The organism is Chryseobacterium soldanellicola (genome assembly GCF_900100115.1).
Lineage (GTDB): Bacteria > Bacteroidota > Bacteroidia > Flavobacteriales > Weeksellaceae > Chryseobacterium > Chryseobacterium soldanellicola.
Genome location: NZ_FNKL01000003.1, coordinates 477,697 through 498,261, shown reverse-complemented (window position 1 = coordinate 498,261; position 20,565 = coordinate 477,697). Strand labels below are relative to the sequence as shown.

18 protein-coding genes and 1 other RNA gene are annotated in these 20,565 nt (G+C 35.0%); 12 read left to right on the top strand and 7 right to left on the bottom strand.

The window, feature by feature from the left end; all coding sequences use genetic code 11:
- Position 1 precedes the first annotated feature (1 nt).
- Positions 2-2,059: a M3 family metallopeptidase gene (locus BLT04_RS11785; RefSeq protein ID WP_089756006.1), complete on the bottom strand. Its 2,058-nt coding sequence runs from the start codon at positions 2,057-2,059 to the stop codon at positions 2-4.
- Positions 2,060-2,272: 213 nt separating this feature from the next.
- Between BLT04_RS11785 and BLT04_RS11780 the strand changes: the two genes are divergently transcribed.
- From BLT04_RS11780 to rimM, 5 genes are all read left to right on the top strand, one after another.
- On the top strand, positions 2,273-2,803 hold the full coding sequence (locus tag BLT04_RS11780) for an SRPBCC family protein (protein WP_089756005.1): 531 nt from the start codon (positions 2,273-2,275) through the stop codon (positions 2,801-2,803).
- 74 nt (positions 2,804-2,877) lie between these two features.
- Complete coding sequence (locus BLT04_RS11775; RefSeq protein WP_089756004.1) at positions 2,878-3,327, top strand: GreA/GreB family elongation factor; 450 nt, start codon at positions 2,878-2,880, stop codon at positions 3,325-3,327.
- Between the two features lie 156 nt (positions 3,328-3,483).
- Positions 3,484-3,996: a nitroreductase family protein gene (locus tag BLT04_RS11770; RefSeq protein ID WP_089756003.1), complete on the top strand. Its 513-nt coding sequence runs from the start codon at positions 3,484-3,486 to the stop codon at positions 3,994-3,996.
- Between the two features lie 199 nt (positions 3,997-4,195).
- Positions 4,196-4,762, top strand: coding sequence for a 30S ribosomal protein S16 (locus BLT04_RS11765; protein WP_089756002.1), 567 nt, complete (start codon positions 4,196-4,198; stop codon positions 4,760-4,762).
- Positions 4,763-4,776: 14 nt separating this feature from the next.
- Positions 4,777-5,319, top strand: a complete 543-nt coding sequence (gene rimM / locus BLT04_RS11760) for a ribosome maturation factor RimM (protein WP_089756001.1) — start codon at positions 4,777-4,779, stop codon at positions 5,317-5,319.
- Positions 5,320-5,379: 60 nt separating this feature from the next.
- Here the strand turns inward: rimM and BLT04_RS11755 are convergent, their stop codons facing one another.
- Both BLT04_RS11755 and BLT04_RS11750 read right to left on the bottom strand, forming a co-directional pair.
- The gene (locus tag BLT04_RS11755; RefSeq protein ID WP_089756000.1) at positions 5,380-7,029 is read right to left on the bottom strand and encodes a serine hydrolase domain-containing protein; all 1,650 of its coding nucleotides are present in this window, start codon (positions 7,027-7,029) and stop codon (positions 5,380-5,382) included.
- Between the two features lie 91 nt (positions 7,030-7,120).
- Positions 7,121-7,924, bottom strand: coding sequence for a helix-turn-helix domain-containing protein (locus tag BLT04_RS11750; protein ID WP_089755999.1), 804 nt, complete (start codon positions 7,922-7,924; stop codon positions 7,121-7,123).
- A 484-nt stretch (positions 7,925-8,408) separates the two neighbouring features.
- Here BLT04_RS11750 and BLT04_RS11745 point away from each other — a divergent pair, with 484 nt between their 5' ends.
- From BLT04_RS11745 to rpoN, 3 genes are all read left to right on the top strand, one after another.
- Positions 8,409-9,212, top strand: coding sequence for a hypothetical protein (locus BLT04_RS11745; RefSeq protein WP_089755998.1), 804 nt, complete (start codon positions 8,409-8,411; stop codon positions 9,210-9,212).
- 127 nt (positions 9,213-9,339) lie between these two features.
- Entirely contained in the window at positions 9,340-10,788 is a 1,449-nt protein-coding gene (asnS, locus tag BLT04_RS11740; RefSeq protein ID WP_089755997.1) for an asparagine--tRNA ligase, read from the top strand.
- 486 nt (positions 10,789-11,274) lie between these two features.
- On the top strand, positions 11,275-12,738 hold the full coding sequence (rpoN, locus tag BLT04_RS11735; RefSeq protein WP_089755996.1) for an RNA polymerase factor sigma-54: 1,464 nt from the start codon (positions 11,275-11,277) through the stop codon (positions 12,736-12,738).
- A 54-nt stretch (positions 12,739-12,792) separates the two neighbouring features.
- Here rpoN and BLT04_RS11730 read toward each other — a convergent pair whose 3' ends face one another.
- Positions 12,793-13,464, bottom strand: a complete 672-nt coding sequence (locus BLT04_RS11730; RefSeq protein ID WP_089755995.1) for a beta-carotene 15,15'-monooxygenase — start codon at positions 13,462-13,464, stop codon at positions 12,793-12,795.
- Positions 13,457-13,951, bottom strand: coding sequence for an RNA polymerase sigma factor (locus tag BLT04_RS11725; RefSeq protein ID WP_089755994.1), 495 nt, complete (start codon positions 13,949-13,951; stop codon positions 13,457-13,459). Before BLT04_RS11725 ends, BLT04_RS11730 begins: the two co-directional genes overlap by 8 nt.
- Before the next feature lie 152 nt (positions 13,952-14,103).
- Here BLT04_RS11725 and rnpB point away from each other — a divergent pair.
- An RNA gene (gene rnpB, locus BLT04_RS11720) (RNase P RNA component class A) lies at positions 14,104-14,426 on the top strand.
- Between the two features lie 106 nt (positions 14,427-14,532).
- On the opposite strand, the gene BLT04_RS11715 is transcribed toward rnpB, so the two are convergent.
- Positions 14,533-15,402, bottom strand: coding sequence for a polyphosphate kinase 2 family protein (locus BLT04_RS11715; protein ID WP_089755993.1), 870 nt, complete (start codon positions 15,400-15,402; stop codon positions 14,533-14,535).
- A 169-nt stretch (positions 15,403-15,571) separates the two neighbouring features.
- Positions 15,572-16,048, bottom strand: a complete 477-nt coding sequence (locus tag BLT04_RS11710) for a DUF1573 domain-containing protein (protein ID WP_089755992.1) — start codon at positions 16,046-16,048, stop codon at positions 15,572-15,574.
- Between the two features lie 128 nt (positions 16,049-16,176).
- On the opposite strand from BLT04_RS11710, the gene BLT04_RS11705 reads away from it, so the two are divergent.
- The 3 genes from BLT04_RS11705 to BLT04_RS11695 all read left to right on the top strand — a co-directional run bounded on the left by BLT04_RS11705 (position 16,177) and on the right by BLT04_RS11695 (position 20,484).
- The gene (locus BLT04_RS11705) at positions 16,177-18,792 is read left to right on the top strand and encodes a valine--tRNA ligase (RefSeq protein WP_089755991.1); all 2,616 of its coding nucleotides are present in this window, start codon (positions 16,177-16,179) and stop codon (positions 18,790-18,792) included.
- A gap of 81 nt (positions 18,793-18,873) precedes the next feature.
- On the top strand, positions 18,874-19,509 hold the full coding sequence (locus BLT04_RS11700; RefSeq protein WP_089755990.1) for a DUF4241 domain-containing protein: 636 nt from the start codon (positions 18,874-18,876) through the stop codon (positions 19,507-19,509).
- Between the two features lie 84 nt (positions 19,510-19,593).
- Entirely contained in the window at positions 19,594-20,484 is an 891-nt protein-coding gene (locus BLT04_RS11695; RefSeq protein ID WP_089756422.1) for a ribokinase, read from the top strand.
- Positions 20,485-20,565 lie beyond the last annotated feature (81 nt).

Below are 20,565 nucleotides of genomic sequence, written 5' to 3'. Positions count from 1 at the left end.
TCTACCCAAACGCCCTTTTCAACAAACTCTCCACTTTCGGCTCGCTTCCTCTGAAATTCTTATACAATTCCATCGGATCTTTTGTGCCGCCGGAAGAAAGAAGAACTTTATATTTTGCAGCAATTTCAGGATTAAAAATTCCGTTTTCCTTGAAATATTGGAAGGCGTCGGCATCCAGAACTTCCGCCCATTTGTAAGAATAATATCCCGCAGAATATCCACCCTGGAAAATATGTGAAAAGCTCGGGCTCATCGCTGTTTTAGGATTTACAGGATAAAGCTGTGTTGCTTTTGTATAATCATCCTCAAACTCCTTCACACTCTTACTCTCCAACTCTTCAACTTTAGTATGGTAATTCATATCCAGCAATCCGAAACCTAGTTGTCTTAAGGTTTGATAACCTTCCATGAAGTTTTTCGACTGTTCGATTTTCTTAATTTTTTCATCAGGAAGAATTTCACCTGTTTTATAATGTTTGGCGAAAGTTTTTAAGAATTCCGGTTCGTAGCAGAAATTTTCTAAAAACTGAGAAGGTAATTCCACAAAATCCCATTTCACAGAAGTTCCTGAAAGGGTAGGATATTGCGTGTTTGCCAACATTCCGTGAAGGGCATGACCAAATTCATGGAACAAAGTCGTTACCTCCTGAAACGTCAATAAACTCGGCGTATCTTTCGTCGGTTTGCTGAAATTACAAACGATAGAAATATGCGGACGAGAATTTTCGCCGGCTTTTTTATACTGATTTTTGTAGCTCGTCATCCACGCGCCGGCTCTTTTGCCTTTTCTTGGGAAATAATCAACGTAAAGTAAAGATTTGAACGTTTTTTCAGGATTATCACTTCCATCTTCCGACTTCCCGCTTCCTGTCTCAAAAACTTCATACACTTTCACATCTTCATGGTATTTCGGAATGTCATTTCTTTCCTCAAAAGTCAACCCGAATAATGTATTAGCTAGCCCAAAAACAGCATCTTGAACCTGATTTAAAGGAAAATAAGGTTTTAATTCTTCATCATTTAAATCATATTTAGCCTTACGAAGTTTTTCAGCATAAAAAGCGTGGTCATAACTTTGCATTTCATCGATTCCATCGGCTTTTGCTAAAGCTTTTAACTCTTCAATTTCTTTGGCTGCATAAGGTTTTGCTTTGGTCAGCAATTCATTTAAAAAATCAAGAACTTTTGTTGGAGATTTTGCCATTCTTTCTTCCAAAACATAGTCTGCATAGTTTGCATAGCCTAATAATTCTGCTTTCTGCTGTTTTAATGAAAGAAGTTCTTTAATTAAATTTTGATTATCAAATTCGCCGCCATCAAAGGATTTTTTACCGTTTGCCAGGGCAATTTCTTTTCTCAGTTCACGGTTTTCAGCATAGGTCATAAAAGGAATATAGCTCGGATATTGTAAGGTCACCACCCAGCCTTCCAGATTTCTTTCTTTTGCTTCTTCGGCGTATTGCTCGATGATCGCTTCCGGAATTCCTGCCAAATCTTCTTTATTGGTGATATGTTTGAAATAATTATTGGTTGAAGCCAGCACATTTTGCCCGAACTGAAGCGATTTTAAAGATAAATCCATGCTGATTTTCTTTAATTTTTCTTTGTCTTCTTCATTTAATAAAGCACCGCTTCTTACAAAACCTTTGTAGGTTTCATTCAAAAGCATTTGTTGTTCTTCATTGAGATTATATTTCTCTTTTTGGTCATAAACTTTTTTAATTTTATTGAAAAGAGCTTCGTTTTGAGAAATTTTTGAAGAATATTCCGTTAAAATAGGTGAAACGTCCTGTGCTATTTGTTGAAGTTCATCGCTTGTTTCTGCAGAATTTAAGTTGAAAAAAATATTAGAAACCAGATCAAGCTGTTCGCCCGAATACGCCAAAGCTTCGATTACGTTTTCAAAAGTCGGTTCCTCAGGATTGTTGACGATTTGGTTGATTTCTTCCTCTGATTTTTGAATTAATTCCTTAAAAGCGGGAAGATAATCTTCATTTTTAATGTCTGTAAATGGCGCTGAATGATATGGTGTGTTAAATTTTTCTGTTAAAATACTCATCTTCTATTTTTTAATTAATGTAAATTTAATGAATCGTAGTGATTTGATAGCTGAAACGCGCAAAAATAATGCCTTAATGAAAAGATATGACAAAATGCTTTATCTTTAATATCTTGTCATATGCAAAGGTGAAATGTTGAGGGAATGACTAATTTTGAAACCGATTTACTGCTTATTGCTGTTAAAAATTTAACCCTAAATATTTTATAGACGATGAAAACAATTTTAAAAATTCTTGGTGTAATTATTCTGCTGGCTGTGCTGTACGTTGTATTCGCAATGATCGCTTTCAGTAAAGATTATCATTTTGAAAGATCAGTCGTAATCAATGCTCCAAAAGAAAAAGTATGGCAACACGTAGGTTCTACAAAGGCATTTAATGAATGGAATCCTTTTGCAAAAGCAGATAAAAATATTGTTATTACTTACTCAGGAACACCCGGAACTGTCGGAGATTCTTACCACTGGAAAGGAAATGACCAGGTGGGAGAAGGTGAGCAGAGTGTAACTGAAGTTATTCCCAATCAAAAGCTATCAAGCACACTTCATTTTATCAAGCCCTGGGACGGTGTTGCAAACGGAAGCTTTGTTTTAACTCCCGAAGGAAGCGGAACAAAAGTAACCTGGACAATGGATAATGAATTAACCACGATGATGAAAGTGATGAAACCAATGATGGACAGCCAAATGGGAAAAATGTTTGACCAGGGGCTGGGTGATTTAAAGAAAATCTCAGAACAATAAAAAAATATAGCCTTGTAAATTTTGCAGGGCTTTTTTATTTAAAAAAATATTATCTTTATGTAAAGAATAGATTCATGGAGAAGATAGTATTTGAGAAAAACGATATAAGAAACTATGTTAAAAACGTGATTGCAGAAAAAATTGATAAGCTGACAAAGTTTATTGATTTTACCTTAGAAGCAAGCCGCGACATAAAAAAGACACCGAAATATGACAGTATGCGTGAAGAAATGCAGGAAGAAATCTACCAGATGCAACGCCAGCTCGGAGCTTTAAATGATCTGAAAAAAAATATGGCTAAAGTCTTAAACAAAACCACAGAAAGAGTACAGCTCGGTTCTTTGGTGATTACGAATAAGGCCCGGTTTTATATTTCTGTTTCGCTGGGCGAATTCTTTTTCGAAGGCGACCGTTTTTACGCCATTTCTCCCGAAAGCCCGATGGCAAAAAAGATGATGGGCATGAAAGCCGGTGATGATTTTACCTTAAAGAAGATTCATCAGGAAATTGTGGAAGTGTTGTAATATTAGGAATTAAGAATTAAGAATTAAGAATTATTTTTCTTAAGCACATTGTCATTCTGACGAAGGAAGAATTTGATTTTTGTTCTCATTAATTTGTAATATAAAAACCTGGAACCCGAAACTGTCAACCATCAACTTTTTCGTAATTTTGTCTCCATGAATAAAGCAGAAGTTTTAAAAGAAATCATAGAACAAAGAAGAAGCATCTTCCCAAAAGACTATACAGAAGCGCAAATTTCTCAGGAGATCATTGATGAGATTTTACATTCAGCGACATTGGCTCCCAATCACAAACGCACAAAACCCTGGCGTTTTAAGATATTCAAAGGGGAGGAAAAAGCAAAATTGGCTTCCGAAATGCAGGCGATCTACAAAGCCTCTCAACCCGAACAACTTTTCCTGGAAAAAAAATATACTGACATTGGTTTTAAAATTAATAAAGCTGATGCGGTAGTTTCTATCGTTGTCAATTTCAGCGGAATGGTTCCTCAATGGGAAGAAATTGCCGCCGTTTCAATGGCTGTACAAAATATGTATTTGACCTGTACGGCAAACAATATCGGCTGTTACTGGAGCTCTCCAAAAATCGTAGAGCAGTTAAAAGATTCTTTAACCATTGAAGAAAATCAGCAATGTCTAGGATTGTTCTACATGGGTAATTTGGAATAAATAGCCCTGATCGAGCGGCATGTCTGAGCTCTTTTTCTTTGCAAAAGAAAAAAGCGAGTAGCGAGAGCAGGTTCCCGGCTCCTGAAAAATATTGAATTTTACAAAACTTTTTACTTGGAGCTTTTTACTTAAAACTTTTTTACTATCTTTGCACTCTTAAATATTTAACTGGGACGAGTTCCCATAAAATTCAAACATTATGTCAGTAAAAATCAGATTACAAAGACACGGTAAAAAAGGAAAGCCTTTTTTCCACATCGTGGTTGCAGATGCTAGAGCTAGAAGAGATGGTAGATTCATCGAGAAACTAGGAACTTACAACCCAATTACTAACCCTGCGACTATCGATTTGAACGTTGATTCTGCTGTGAAGTGGTTAAACAACGGTGCTCAGCCAACTGATACTGCAAGAGCTATCCTTTCTTATAAAGGTGTACTTTACAAAAAACACTTACAAGGTGGTGTTGCTAAAGGTGCTTTTGATGAGGCTGAAGCTGAAAAAAGATTCAATGCTTGGGTAGAGTCTAAAGAACAAAAAGTACAAGGTAAAGTTGAAGGTTTATCTAAAGCTCAGGCTGACGCTAAGAAAGCTGCTTTAGAAGCTGAAGCTAAAGTAAACGAAGCTAGAATCGCTGCTGCTGCACAAGTTGAAGCTGATGCTAAAGCTGCTGAAGAAGCTGCTAACGCACCTGCTGAAGAAATTGTTGCTGATGCTACAGAAGGTGAAGCTCCTGCTGCTGAAACTGAAGAAAACACTGAAGCTTAATAACAAAAACCTGTATGCGTAAAGAAGATTGCTATTTATTAGGAAAAATCACACGCAGACACGGCCTTGCGGGAAATGTGATCCTTAAACTGGACACAGACCAACCCGAGCTTTACAATAAACTGGAATCAATATTCGTTGAAATCAACGGATTATTGGTTCCTTTTTTTATTGAAAAAACATCCAGAAGTAAATCTGATGCGGTGAATATCGCTTTTAAAAACTCTTCTGAGGCATTAGTAGATCAATCTTTAGGAAAAGATGTTTATCTGCCGCTCTCTACCTTACCAAAACTTTCCGGCAAACAATTTTATTATCACGAAGTAATAGGATATAATATTCTTGATGAAAATGATAATGACTGTGGGGTTATCAGATCGGTAAATGATCAGACTGCCCAGAATTATTTTATTACCAATTTAGACGGAAAAGAAGTGGTTATTCCCATGATCAAAGACTGGATTATTGAGGTAAACAGAGAAGAAAGATTCATCAAAATGCAATTGCCTGAAGGTCTTATTGATGTTTTTCTGGTTCCTTCTAAGAAAGACGAATAATTTTTTCTTTTACAAAAGTTCAATTAACTTTTGACAATTCACGTATTCACAATATATTCATTACTTATTACTCATAATCGCGGGCAATAAATATTCCTGTACTATTTTGTCGGCTTGCGGATGCGCATAAGATTTATTATATGCTTTTGCCGTAATCACAATTACCAACGGGATTTCTGTAAACATAATAATTTTATTTCCGCCATTTCCGCTGGATTGATACGCTTCAAAAGTTTTATCTCCAACTTTATACACTTTTCTCCAGAACAGATATCCGTAGCCTTCAAAGTCTTTATTACCAGAAAAATAATTGGTGAATGATTTTTTGATCCAGTTTTTATCTAAAATTGTTTTGCCGTTCCAGATACCATTATTCTTATATAATTGTCCGAATTTTGCCAAATCTAACGCTCTCATTTGCAATCCACCCGCCATTGAAACTTTGTGCTGAGGAGTGTATTGCCATTTATAATTGCTGATTTCCAAAGGGTTGAAAAGCTTTTGAGCAGCATAATTTTCAAGTCCGTTTGGAACCGATTTATCTAAAATATCTCCGGTTAAAACAGCTCCGGTTGTGAAATAAGACCATTTTTCGCCGGGCTTATTTTCTGTCATGGGTAAGTCTAAAGCAAATTTTATCCAGTTATCGGTCGGGTACATATTTTCTTCATTTCCGGGAGATTCATAATCTTCGTCATTACCATCGAATCCGGAACTCATTGTCAGTAAGCTTTTAATAGTAACATTGCCCTTTGTAGAAGAATAATTACTAAATTGTTTTAAATCGTAAAATTCTTTCAGATTTTGATTTTCATTTTTGATGTAGCCGTCTTTTATAGCAATTCCCATCAATGCAGATGAAAAGGATTTTCCAACGGAACGTGTGTCATTTAAACTGTCTCTTTTATATCCGTTAAAATACTCTTCCAGAAGAAGTTTTTCATTTTTAATGACAATGATGCTGGTAATATCTCTGAATCTGTTTTCTGCTATTTTTTGATTTAAAGCTCTGATTTTATCGTTGTTAAATTGATTATCAGAAAGTTTCCAGCCGCTGTTCGGTTTAATTTTTTGAATGACAACCTGTTGTTTTGAAATTTCCTTTTTGGGAATAGTTACATTGATCTCACCTTTCGCTATCAAATTCCCGGCTTTTAATGTTGAAGCCTTTATATAAGGTCTTATTTCAATTTTTAGAACATGGTTTCCGGTTTCCAGGGCGTCAATTCCATTATTGGCTAAATAAAATCGTGCCCACAAATATCTTCCCCACGAATCTTCATTATTAGCACTTAACAAAGGGATTCTGAAGGTTGTTTTTGATTTTTTATTTTCTGCTTTTCCCGCTCCTGTATTCAGATTTTCGGTATAAATTAATTTCCCGTCCACATAAAAAGAGAATTGATAATTTCCTTTCTTCAATAATTCATCAACAGTTAAAGAAGGCTCAAGCTGATGTAAATAATTAACCAAAGAATTATCCTGAAAAACACGAATATCGAGATCTTTATCCTCTTGTAAAGTAACACTTTCAAGAAAGTCATTCTCTTTAAGATTTTCTATCGGAACTACTTTATCCAGAAAAACAATAGTATTTAAATGGGCTTTCTGAACAGAGTTTTCAATTTTCTCGGGAATAACGATATTTTGAGTCTGCCCAAAAGATAAACTAAATATCAGCGACAGTATAAATAAAAAGGTTGGTTTCATTTCAAATTTTAATCTAAACAAAAATATGAAGGTTAATTTAGAAAAAATAGAATAAAATTAACGTTTGTGATTTCCTCATCCGCAGGGAAAATTATTCCAAAATTTTTCGATATTTCAAAGGAGTTATTCCCATATTTTCTTTAAAGCATCGAATAAAATGGCTTTGATCTGCAAAACCACATTCAAAAGCAACTTCGGTTAAAGTTTTTTCATTTACAGGAAGAATTGACAACGATTTACTGATCTTCAATTTTCGGATATATTCTCCCAGGTTACATTGGAAATACTTGTGAAAATCCCTGCTGAGATGCATTGGATGGATATTTAAAGAATTTGAAATTTCTGTAAGATTCAGTTTTTCAGTATAGCTTTCACGCAGTAATTCGTCAATCTGTTTAACCCAAGCCGGTTTCTTTTCTGAATGAGATTTTTGATCTGACAATTGATGGAAAATATTCAATAAAAGTTGATGGGTAGCGGTTTCAGAAGCATTGTCATTGGTTTTACTTTCTTTGAAAATCTTGTACATCAATAATTTTAATGCAGGATTTTTAATATTAAAGCTTCCTTCAAGATTATCTTTTGAAATATGTAAAGCTTCAAACCATTTTCTCGGAATTTCAATATGAAAACCTCTTGTAAAACCGTCCGGCTTAATATTGTAATGCGGATCTTCCCAATGATGGTAAAGCAATGTTCCCGCTGAGCATTCGTAGATTTCTTTTTTGTTTCCTTCAATTACATTTCCCTGAAGAAGAAAGGTGAAATAGGCGTTCTCGTGATAATGCCAGTCGACATAAGGATGAGTGTATTCCGTATCAGTGATTATCAACCCGTCAAAATCGAGGGTTTCATTGGTTTGTCCGAAAAATTCACCGTTACGAAGGGTATTCATTGTTTTATTTTAAATTCCTGTTCACTTCATATTAATTATCTTTTTTTTCTTATTTTTCTTATTTTTCTTATTTTTCTTATTTTTCAGATATGATAATTGAACAAAAATTATTGGTGACTATTTAAAATTAAGAACTAATATAGTATGATAAAATTAAATTTTTCTAAGCCAATCAACAAATTATTTCTTAAATTATTATTCCAGATTAATTTTATCAACGGACTTTGATTTAATTAATTTTAAACTTCCCAAATTGGAATTAAAAAGATAACTTTCTTCTTAATAATATTTTCTTCATCTAAATTTCGTTTTTATTTATCTGATATGCAGTATTTTATATTAAAGTAGTATGTAAATGGTATACTTGTTTTTTGGGGTTTATTTTAAAATTATGCACCTTGCCATGAATAAAATTATACACACATTTTAATTAATTCTTATTTTTCTAATGTTGTATAATTATAACTTAAACATTAAGATAAAGATGAAAAAAACATTGTATGCAGTTATTTTAACTGTATTCTCTCTTGTATTTCATGCCCAAGTTGGGATAAATACAGCCGATCCGCAAGCAACTTTTGATGTAACAGGACAAGCAAAAGACACTAAAAAAGTAGATGGAATCATTGCTCCACGATTAGCCGGAAATCAACTGAAAGCTAAAGACGCGCTATATGGAACCAATCAAATTGGTGCGATCGTCTATGCAACTTCAGCAGCAAGCCCTAATTCTACAAAAACAATCAATGTAACTGGTCCGGGATATTATTATTTCGATGGTTTAGTTTGGGTATCTTTTAAAGGTAATACGGCAGGTGATGCTACAAGATATTTGGGAGGAACTGTTTATTCAAGGTTTCAGCAACAAAGTGGAGGCAGCTTAATTAATTCAAAAGTAATCGGTGGTAACCAAAATATAGGGTATAACGTAGGAACTGTGAGTGAGACTTCTTCAAAAGGAGGAATAGATTCTTTAATTGGAAACGGATATACAATATCCAATCCTTCTAAAGGAATATTTGACATAAAGTTTGATATACCATTAAAGCAGATTTATGGAATATCCGTAAATATTGTAGATTCTTATGGCTATAATAATGGGAATCAAACCAGTACAGGAACACCGGTAGGAACTACATCCAGAACAACTGAACCGGGAATGAGATTGTTAACAAATGATAATTCCCAGGTATCATATATTTCCAATTCAATTATTCGGATAAAAACAGGAGATAGTAATGGAAATCTTAATAACAGATCATTTACTTTTATGGTAACAGGACAATAAATCTTTAGGTTTAAGGTTAATAACTTTTCCTTTTTGATTTATTTTAAGACAGCGTAATCATCAAATTGCGCTGTTTTTTTGTACCTTTGCACTCATTAATTTTTATACGAAAATTTATAATCAACAAATGAAAAAGCAGACAATTAAGGAAATCCTACAGGATTACAAAAAGGTATTACATCATGATATTACGGTTTACGGTTGGGTAAGAGCTTTCCGTTCAAATCGCTTTATAGCGCTTAATGATGGTTCTACAATTAATAATTTGCAGATCGTTGTTGATTTCGAAAATTTTGACGAAGAAATTATCAGTAAGATCAGTACGGCCGCATCTTTAAAAATTGTCGGTGAAGTTGTAGAAAGCCAGGGAGCAGGGCAGACCGTGGAAATTGTAGCTAAAAAGATCATCATTTTAGGCGACAATTTTACAGAAGAAAGAGACAAAACAATTCTTCAGCCTAAAAAACACTCATTGGAAACATTGAGAGATCAGGCGCATTTAAGATTCAGAACTAATTTATTTGGAGCTGTTTTCAGAGTACGCCACGCAGTGAGTTTTGCGGTGCATTCTTTCTTTAACCAAAATCAATTCTTTTATATCAACACCCCTGTAATTACGGGAGCTGATGCAGAAGGAGCGGGTGAAATGTTTGGGGTGACCAACTTTGATCTTAACAATATTCCAAGGGATGAGCAGGGTGATATTGATTTTGCACAGGATTTCTTCGGTAAAAAGACAAACTTAACGGTTTCAGGGCAGCTTGAAGGTGAAACAGCAGCAATGGGATTGGGAAGAATTTATACTTTCGGACCGACTTTCCGTGCTGAAAATTCAAATACAACGCGTCACCTGGCAGAATTCTGGATGATCGAGCCTGAAGTTGCCTTCAACAACCTTGAAGACAACATCGATTTGGCAGAAGATTTCTTAAAATATGTAATTCAATACGTCTTGGATAACTGTAAAGATGATCTTGATTTCTTAGACAAGCGTTTTGCAGAAGATCAGAAAACAAAAGCTGAAAAAGACAGAGCAAAAGAAGGTCTGATCGAAAAACTTCAAAATGTTATTGCTAAGCGTTTTAAGCGTGTAAGTTATACAGAAGCGATTGAGATTCTGATGAACTCAAAGGAAAATAAAAAAGGAAAATTCCAGTATCCGGTTGAAAATTGGGGAACCGATCTTCAGTCTGAGCACGAAAGATATTTGGTTGAAAAACATTTCGAAAGCCCGGTAGTTTTATTTGATTATCCGAAAGAGATCAAAGCATTCTACATGAAGCTGAACGATGATAACAAAACCGTTGCCGCAATGGACGTGCTTTTCCCGGGAATCGGAGAAATTATCGGAGGTTCTGAAAGAGAAGCGAGATTAGATGTTTTAAAGCAGAAAATGGCAGAAATGCATGTTGATGAGCACGAACTTTGGTGGTATCTGGATACCAGAAAATTCGGTTCTGTTCCCCATGCAGGTTTCGGTTTAGGACTGGAAAGACTGGTTCTTTTCGTAACAGGAATGACCAACATCAGAGACGTAATTCCTTTCCCGAGAACACCGAAAAACGCTGAATTTTAAAAGCTTCGGTTATAAATAATACAAATCCTTCTCATAAAATGGGAAGGATTTTTTATTGGTCAAATTAGGCTGATTCTGATTATATTGATATTCTGAAGTATTGGATTGCACACAATAAGTCAAATAGAGATTCTTTAAAATTAATAGCAGAAGTGGAGAAAATGGAAAATCTCATTTCTCAAAATTTAATATTGGTTCTCAATCAGAAATAAAAGAGGTGAAATATTTAATTGATAAAAAACTTGTCACTGTATTATAAATAAAAATATTGTCGAGGTTCTTGCCTTTTAGGACAATAGAAAAATCCGGAAAAATCTTAGTTTATAAGCATAAAAAAAAGCCTTAAAAAATCAATTTAAGGCTTTTTTTATTTTTTAATAGCTTATTAGTACCACAAGTAATGCAAAAATCATGCTAAAAGCTATTTTGTATCAAAAAAAATTATTAAATTCGTACAATATGTTATGTTAAAACACAAAGAGTACTATGCTTAAACAACACTTACAGCTCAAATTAGGACAAAAGTTGGCGCCTCAGCAGATCCAGTTGATGAAGTTGATTCAGCTTCACACATTGGAATTTGAAGAGGAATTGGAGAGAGAATTAGAGGAAAATCCTGCTTTGGAAATCGCAAAAGAGGAGTCTAAGGAAGATGATTATGCAGCGTTGGAGGATTCTTACGAAAACGAAGGTACGGAAAGCATTGAAACTGATTTTGATGTTAATGAATATATCTACGACGACGAACCTAACTATAAAACTGCGTCGAGCAATTATTCCGCAGATGATGAAGAGTTTGATAACGAAAGTCTTTTAACGGAAGGCCAGTCTTTGTATGACTATCTTCTGGAGCAGATTCACCTTGCCAATATTAATGAAGAAGATATAAAAATCGCAGAATATATCATCGGAAACCTTGATACAGACGGATATTTAAGAAGGGAAATCAAATCTCTTGTTGATGATCTTGCCTTTTCTCAAGGGCTTTATACGACAAAAGAAAGAGTGGAAGATGTTCTTGAAAATTATGTCCAAAAGCTGGATCCGCCGGGAGTGGGTGCGAGGGGACTTCAGGAGTGCCTTTTATTACAGATCGAAAAGAAAGTAAGCGCCGATAAAGCCGTTTCTCTGGCTGCCAATATTCTCAGACATCAGTTTGATGCTTTAACCAACAAGCATTATAACAAGATCATTCAGAAGTATGATATTGAAGAAGAAGATCTTAAGGATGCTTTAGAAGAAATTTCAAAATTATCTCCAAAAGTAGGAGGAAACTTTGATACTCAGACTATTACAATTAACCAGGAGATTATTCCGGATTTTGTGATTCAGGTGAAAGATGGAATTGTAATTCCGATGTTAAACAGTAAAAATGCCCCTACTTTAAGAGTTTCTGAAGAATATAAAGATATTTTAACAACCTATTCTCACGATAAAAACTCTTCCGAGCACAAGCAGGCCGCTTTATTTATTAAGCAAAAGCTGGATGCCGCAAAATGGTATATTGATGCGATCAATCAACGTCAGAATACTTTGCTGCAAACCATTAATGCTATTGTTAAATTCCAGAAAGAGTATTTCATCACGGGAGACGAAAAATCTTTAAAGCCAATGATTTTAAAGGATGTTGCAGATATTACAGGATTTGATATTTCTACAATTTCAAGGGTGGTAAAAAGTAAATATGCTGACACTCCGAACGGGATCATTTATCTTAAAGACCTGTTCTCAGACAGCCTTACCAATGATGATGGCGAAGAAGTTTCAACAAAAGAAATTAAAACTCATCTGCAGGAAGTCATCAGCAAGGAAAATAAGAGAAAACCTTTAACGGATGATGCATTGGTGGTCATTTTAAAAGAACAGGGCTATAATATTGCCCGACGAACGATTGCAAAATACAGAGAACAGCTTAATATTCCTGTTGCAAGATTACGAAAAGAACTTTAAAATAAATAAAAAAGCATTTCAATCTGAAATGCTTTTTTTATGTGCTCTATTTCTTTAAGATTGAGATTCAATTTCTTTAAGCTGTTTCAGGTTTCTGTCAAGCTTTCTCATAATAATGCCGTACACAAGCTTATAATAAAGCCAGATTAAAGTTATACTTAAAATCATGCTTACCACAATGCCGATAATCACAATCATAAGATCGGAATTGGTAGGCTCAATATTCTGGGAATTTAAAGCGTAAAATATAAATGCCGTAAAAACGGATGTAAACACGACAAGCAAAAGAATGCTTATTAAAATAAAGGCATTTACTGTTTTTTTGAATTTAATAATTCGCGTAATAAGTCCTTTTAAATTTTCCTCGATCTTTATTTTGCGGTAATTCTGATAAAATTTATAAACAAAATAAGCGGTAACCAATAGGCTTAAAATTTTTATCGCTAAATATGTCGTATCAAAATTATGTTCCACTTCAGGTGTTTTCTGGGCTCCCAAACGTTCTAAAACTTTGATAAAGCTGTTTGATTCTTCCCCTTTAAAGAAATAAAATACCCCTAAAACGGAAAAAAATAAAAACTCTGCAACGCTGATCCAGAATATATATTTCACGTAATTCCGTGATTTTTTATTCAACATCTGAAGGATTTCTGTGTTGTCATATTTCTGCTGAACAGGCTGTTCCTGCCACGTTTTCTTAAAGCTGTCTAAATCAAATTCAGGCATATTTTTCCATCTGTTCTTTAAGGGTTTTCTTTAATCTGTTCATTTTCACACGCGCATTGACTTCGGTAATTCCAAGGTTTTCTGCAATATCCTTGTAAGGCAAATCATCCAGATACATCGTTACGATCGCTCTTTCCACATTCGGAAGCGTCTTTATTACAGTATACAAAAGTGATACCTGCTGTTGTTTATCGTCATCATCTTCGATAAAATCCCGGTGATTAATATCCAACTCGTTGGTAGGCAGGCTTTTGCTTTTTTTTCTGAAAAGGGTAATGGCTGTATTCAGGGCTACACGATACATCCATGTAGAAATTTTTGAGTTTCCTTTAAAAGAATCATAGCTTCTCCATAATTGAAGAACGATTTCCTGAAAAAGATCTTCTTCATCCTCAAGAGAATTGGTATAAAGACGCGAAACCTTGATAATCAGTCCCTGATTATCTTTGATAAGCTGCGCAAATTCTTTTTCTCTTGTAGAGCTCAAAACAGATGTATTATAGTGGCACGAAGATAAAAACAAAATCTCAATCTAACAATGTAATAATTTAACAATGTAACAATTCTTAAAGCAATACAATTTTATTGTTATATCGGTACATTGGTAAATTGTTACATTAAATTGTATCTTTGCAGCCACGAGAAAATCGGCCTGTTGATTCTTGCTTCGGCGAGGGTAGGAAAGTCCGGACACCATAGAGCAGCAAAGCGGATAACATCCGTCACCCGCGAGGGTAGGACAAGTGCAACAGAAAGTATGTACAGTTCGGCTGTAGTGAAACCAGGTAAACTCTTTGCGGTGCAATGATAAGTATATCGGTTCTTTTCAGCAATGAAAATAGGAGTTGCTCGCTCTGAAAGCCGAGGGGTAATCAGCTCAAGTTTTGCAGCAATGTAAGACGCAGATAAATAACAGGCACTTTTTTAAAGTACAAAATCCGGCTTACAGATTTTCTCGTGGTTTTCTTAGTTTAAAATTTTTAAGCGTAAAGCTTTTGGTTTTGAATTTAATAAACTGAGATCTTGAGAACTAATTTCTAGCTTCTAAATACTAATTTCTAATTAAAACTATTCACTTTCCAATTGTTTTTTTGCTTCCTGTAATTCTGTTTTATCCTTATCGGAAAGCTGAGGATATTTAAGATCCATTTTTTCTAAAGTATCGATAATGATCTGAATAGCGGCTACTCTTGCAAACCATTTGTTATCTGCAGGAAGTACGTACCAGGGTGCATGATCTTTTGATGTTTCATTAATAGCTGTTTCGTAGCATTCCATATATTTATCAAATAAAGCCCTTTCCGGAAGGTCGGCAGCAGAAAATTTCCAGTTTTTTTCCTGTTCGTCGATTCTGTCGAGAAGTCTTTTCTTCTGTTCGTCTTTAGAAACGTTCAGGAATATTTTTACGATGGTTGTTCCGTTTTGAGCAAGATGTTTTTCAAAATTCCGGATGCTTTCGTAGCGGTTTTCCCAAAATGTATCATCGAAATCTTTTACAGAACCCCATGTTTTTTCGCTTAAATTATATTCAGGATGCACTTTGCAAACCAAAACACTCTCGTAATGCGAACGATTAAAAATGCCGATCATTCCCTTTTGAGGTAAGGCTACATAATGTCTCCACAAAAAATCATGCGCATATTCTTTGGAACTCGGCGTTTTAAAGCTCGTTACATTACAGCCCTGCGGATTCACCCCTCCGAAAACATGCTCAATTAAGCTGTCTTTTCCTGCTGCATCCATCGCCTGAAGCACTACCAAAAGAGATTTGCTTCCATCAGCGTATAATTTTTCCTGAAGCTCACGAAGCTTTTCTTTTTCTGTGATTAATAATTGTATTCCTTCTTCTTTGGTAAGTTTTCCTTTATATTGTGTTGACGATTTTTTTATTGAAAATTTTCCTTTTACCAGAAAGTCATCTGAGAAATTGGTGTCCATAAATAATTTGATTAAAAGATTAAAGATTAAAGATTAAAGATTAAAGATTAAAGATTAAAATTAGCTGTAAAACTAGTATATAGTAACTAATATCCAGCACCTAGCCTGACATAAATATAATAAAAAAACCGCCTCCATGGAGACGGTTTTCTTATTTTTTTAGTAGAGATTACTTTTTCGCAGCTATTTTCGCAGCCTTCTTAGCAGCTTTGTCTGCAGCTTTTTGAGCTTTTGCAGCAGCTTTTTGCTCTTCAGGAGTTAATGGCTTCGGATCAGGAGCGTTTGCGTCTACAGTACCTTTGATGTAGATTACAGTTCTGCTGTTTGCCGGGTCGTTAGAGAAAACTTCAATCATTTTGTTGAATCCTCCGTTGATCGCTGTGTTGTATCCAACTTTGATCTGAGCAGTTTTTCCTGGCATGATAGGATCTTGCTTAAATTCCGGAGTTGTACATCCGCAAGAAGCTTTTACGTTAGATAAAATTAGAGGCTTATCACCTGTATTTTTAACTGTGAAAAATCTTGTACCGTCAGAATTTGGCTTAATTGTACCATAATCGAAAGTAGTTTTATCAAAAGTGATAGTCTGTGCAGATGCTAAAGCAAATGTCCCTAATAGTGCAATTCCTGCAAATAATGTTTTCATATTCTTGAATGTTAATATGTTTGTTAGATAAATTTTAGGAAACAAAGTTAAAAATTATTTTAATTCATACTTAAAATTTTTTTAGATTAAACTATTTTTGCAAATTGTAAGCTAAAGAAACAGAATTTATGCAGATTTCAGAAAAGTATAATCCACAGGAAACAGAACAAAAATGGTACAGCTATTGGTTGGAAAACAAATATTTCCATTCAGAGCCTAATGACAAGCCGCCATACACAATCGTAATTCCTCCGCCAAACGTTACGGGGATCTTACACATGGGGCATATGTTGAATAATACCATTCAGGATGTTCTGGTCCGTCGTGCAAGAATGCAGGGCTTTAATGCCTGTTGGGTTCCGGGAACAGACCACGCTTCGATTGCTACAGAAGCAAAGGTTGTTGCCAAGCTGAAGTCTGAAGGAATCAGTAAATCAGATATTACCCGTGAAGAATTTTTAAAGCATGCCTGGGAATGGACCGACAAATATGGTGGGACGATCCTTGAGCAGCTGAAAAAACTGGGTTGCTCTTGTGATTGGGAAAGAACCCGTTTCACCATGGAAGAGTCACTTTCTCAGCAGGTTATCAAAAGTTTTGTTGACCTGTATAATAAAGGTTTGATCTACAGAGGATACAGAATGGTAAACTGGGATCCTGAAGCGAAGACCAATATTTCTGACGAAGAAGTTATTTTTAAAGAGCAAAACGGAAAATTATATTTCCTTAAATATAAAATCGAAGGCACAGAAGAATTCCTTTCGGTGGCTACAACGCGTCCTGAAACGATTTTCGGTGATACAGCCGTTTGTATCAATCCTAATGATGAGAGATATGCTCATTTGAAAGGTAAAAATGTAATTGTACCGATCGTCAACAGAATAATTCCGATTATTGAAGACGAATATGTTGACATTGAATTCGGAACCGGAGCATTGAAAATTACGCCCGCTCACGACGTAAATGACTATGAAATCGGACAAAAACATCAGTTACAAATGATTGATGCGCTGGACGATGATGGTAACTTAAACGATTATGGCTTACATTACGCCGGAAAAAATAGATTTGATGTAAGAAAGCAGATCGCAAAAGAATTGGAAGAAAAAGATCTTTTGTTAAAAGCAGAAGATTACGTAAATAAAGTTGGAACTTCAGAAAGAACAGGTGCAGTGATTGAGCCTAAAGTTTCTGTTCAATGGTTCTTGAAAATGTCTGAAATTGCAAAACCGGCTTTGGATGTTGTAATGGATGATGAGGTGAAATTTTATCCTGAAAAGTTTAAAAATACCTACAAACACTGGATGGAAAACATCCGCGACTGGAATATTTCCCGCCAGCTTTGGTGGGGACAACAAATTCCTGCGTTCTATTATGGAGATGGAGAAAATGATTTCGTAGTCGCTGAAAATATCGAAGAAGCTTTAGAACTAGCGAAGCAAAAAACAGGAAACCCGAATCTCGAAACATCAAATTTAAAGCAAGACGAAGACGCTCTTGACACATGGTTCTCATCATGGTTGTGGCCAATGTCTGTTTTTGATGGTTTGAATGATCCTGAAAATAAAGATATCAATTATTACTATCCGACCTCGGGTTTGGTAACAGGTCCGGATATTATTTTCTTCTGGGTGGCGAGAATGATCATGGCCGGACTGGAATACAGAAAAGAAGTTCCGTTCAAAAATGTTTATTTTACAGGGATTGTAAGAGATAAACAGAGAAGAAAGATGTCAAAATCTTTAGGAAATTCACCGGATCCATTAGAATTGATGGATAAATATGGTGCAGATGGCGTTCGTGTAGGAATTTTATTAAGTTCTGCGGCTGGAAATGATCTTCTTTTTGATGAAGATTTAATGCTTCAGGGAAGAAATTTCATGACAAAAATCTGGAGCGCCTTCCGTTTGATCAATATGTGGAATCATGAGGACAAGCCGGCAAATATTGCAGACAATCAGGCAATTGAATGGTTTGAGAATAAATTGAATAAAACCATTGTAGAAATCGATCAGCAATTCGGGAAATTCAGGATTTCTGATGCTTTACATTTGATTTATAAATTAATCTGGGACGATTTCTGCGGATGGTATCTGGAAGCGATCAAACCAAATTATGGTGAAGGTATTTCTAAAGAAGTTTACGATAAAACAGTTGTCTTTTTTGAAGAGCTGATGAAGCTGCTTCATCCTTTTATGCCTTTCCAGTCGGAAGAAATCTGGCAGCTGATCTCGGAAAGAAAGATCGAAGAAGCTTTGGTAATTGCTCAGCAAAAGAAAGCAGAAGCATTTAATGAAACTATTGTTAAAAACTTTGAAACTGCCGGAGAAATTATTTCAGGAGTAAGGAATTACCGCCAGACAAAAGGTATTTCTCCAAAAGAAGCTGTTGAAATTTATACCAACGCAAACGGATTTGAAAATGAGGAAGTAATTAAAAAATTAGCCAACGTATCTGTAATTCATTTTAATGAAAAAACAGATAAACCGAGCTTTACATTCCTGGTTGGATCAACGGAAGTTTCAATTCCTTTGAGTGAAAACTTAGATTTGGAAGAAGAGAAATTAAAGACAGAAGAAGAAGTAAAATATTTAAAAGGCTTCTTAATTTCTGTTGATAAAAAATTGTCTAATGAAAAGTTTGTGGCCAATGCAAAACCGGAAGTGGTAGAAGTTGAGCGTAAAAAGCAAAAAGATGCACAGGACAAAATTGCAATTTTAGAAGAGAAATTGAAAAGTTTGTAATTAATATAAAATAAAGTATAAAATTTGTCAGGCTGAGTTATATCTAAGTCTGACAATTTTTAAATATATTTCAAGATTGAAATGACACATATAGAAAACATAAAAAAACTGTTCTCAAAAAACTTCGTGGAAAGCCCGTTGCTGGAAAGCTTTGAGGTTGGTAAGATCTATCTTTCAAGTGGAAAGCTTGTTGCCTGTGATCCTTTGATTACTAATGATATGCAGCCTTTTTCAATAGATTTTCCGAAAGGTGATTTCTCTGTTTTATTACATAAAGAAAGAGAGAGTAATTGTGTAGCATATGCCGAAATTATCTTCAGCGATTCAGAAATAACAGAATGGAAACTGGCCACAACAGCAGGTCAAAATGTAAAAGATCTTGCTGAAGGTGAGGTTTTTGGGTATCCTGTAGAAAGCGGAATGGGTTGCTTTATGGATGTTGACACACAGGAAAATTTAAATCATCTGGAAAAAAAGCTGTATCACAGCAAAGGCGTAGATTTTATGGGAATTTATGAAGAGTTTTTCCATGAATATTTTTTTGACGAAAATGGTGCCATTGATCAATATGCATTTTTGAAGCCGTCGGAAGAACATCCCGGAACTATTTTTGCTTTTGAAACAGGATATGGCGAAGGTTTCTATGCAAGCTATATAGCGTACGGTAAAAACAATGACCCGGTTAAAATTATTACAGAATTTATAGAAATTAGTTAATAATAGTTAATTGTTTTGGTAGCAATTTCTCTTATTATAAATTTGTTAAAGACCAATAACACAAAATTAAACAGACAAAACACAATGAATTTCTCATCAGAACAACCAAAAATCATCGTTGTAGGTAGTTCCTCAATAGATTTGGTTTTAGAAACCGAAAAAATTCCTTCTGCTAATGAAACCGTTCTGGCGACAAGCTCAGACAGTTATTTTGGCGGAAAAGGAGCTAATCAGGCTGTAGGAACAGCGAGATTAGGGGCCAGCGTATATTTTATAGGTTGTGTAGGGATGGATCCTCTGGGGCAACAGATCATGCGAAATCTGGTAAGTGAAAACGTAAATGTAGGATTTGTATATGAAACCGATCTGGAAGCCACAGGAACAGCTTATGTTACCACTTCCGACGGAGATACGGTGATTGTTGTGGTTCCGGCCGCTAATAAATGTCTTGATATCGATCATATAGAAGCCGCAGATAAATATTTTCATACAACAGATTTGGTGCTTATTCAATTGGAAATTCCTATGAAAGCAGTGGAATATACCGTGAGAAAAGCCAAAAAATATGGTAAAAAAGTAGGATTGTATGCAGCTCCGGCAGTACATTTAAGTCAGGAAATCATTGATAATGTTGATTTTATCATCGTGAAAAGCAGTGAATTACATATTGTTTTCGGAGATGACGAAAGAGAAGATATTCTTAAAAAATATTTTAACAAAGTCTTTTTAAGAGACGATACCAATTCTACCATTTATTTTGACGGAACTGAGATGAAATATTTCAGAAACGATAAAGATAAAACTTCTTACAAAATGGGAATGGGAGACGCTTTTACGTCAGGTTTTGCCATTGCTTTATGCCATAATAACGCTATTGATGAATGTGTGAAATTTGGAAATGAGGTTTCTGCAAGGATCTCCGAGAAAAAAGGCTCACAAACCGGGCTTCCAAGGGTATCGGATTTCTTTTCATAAGCTATTTGCTACATATCGAAAGTTTAAAACTTAACATAAAATATAAAGTAAAATTTCCACTTTTATAGTGGATTTTTTCTT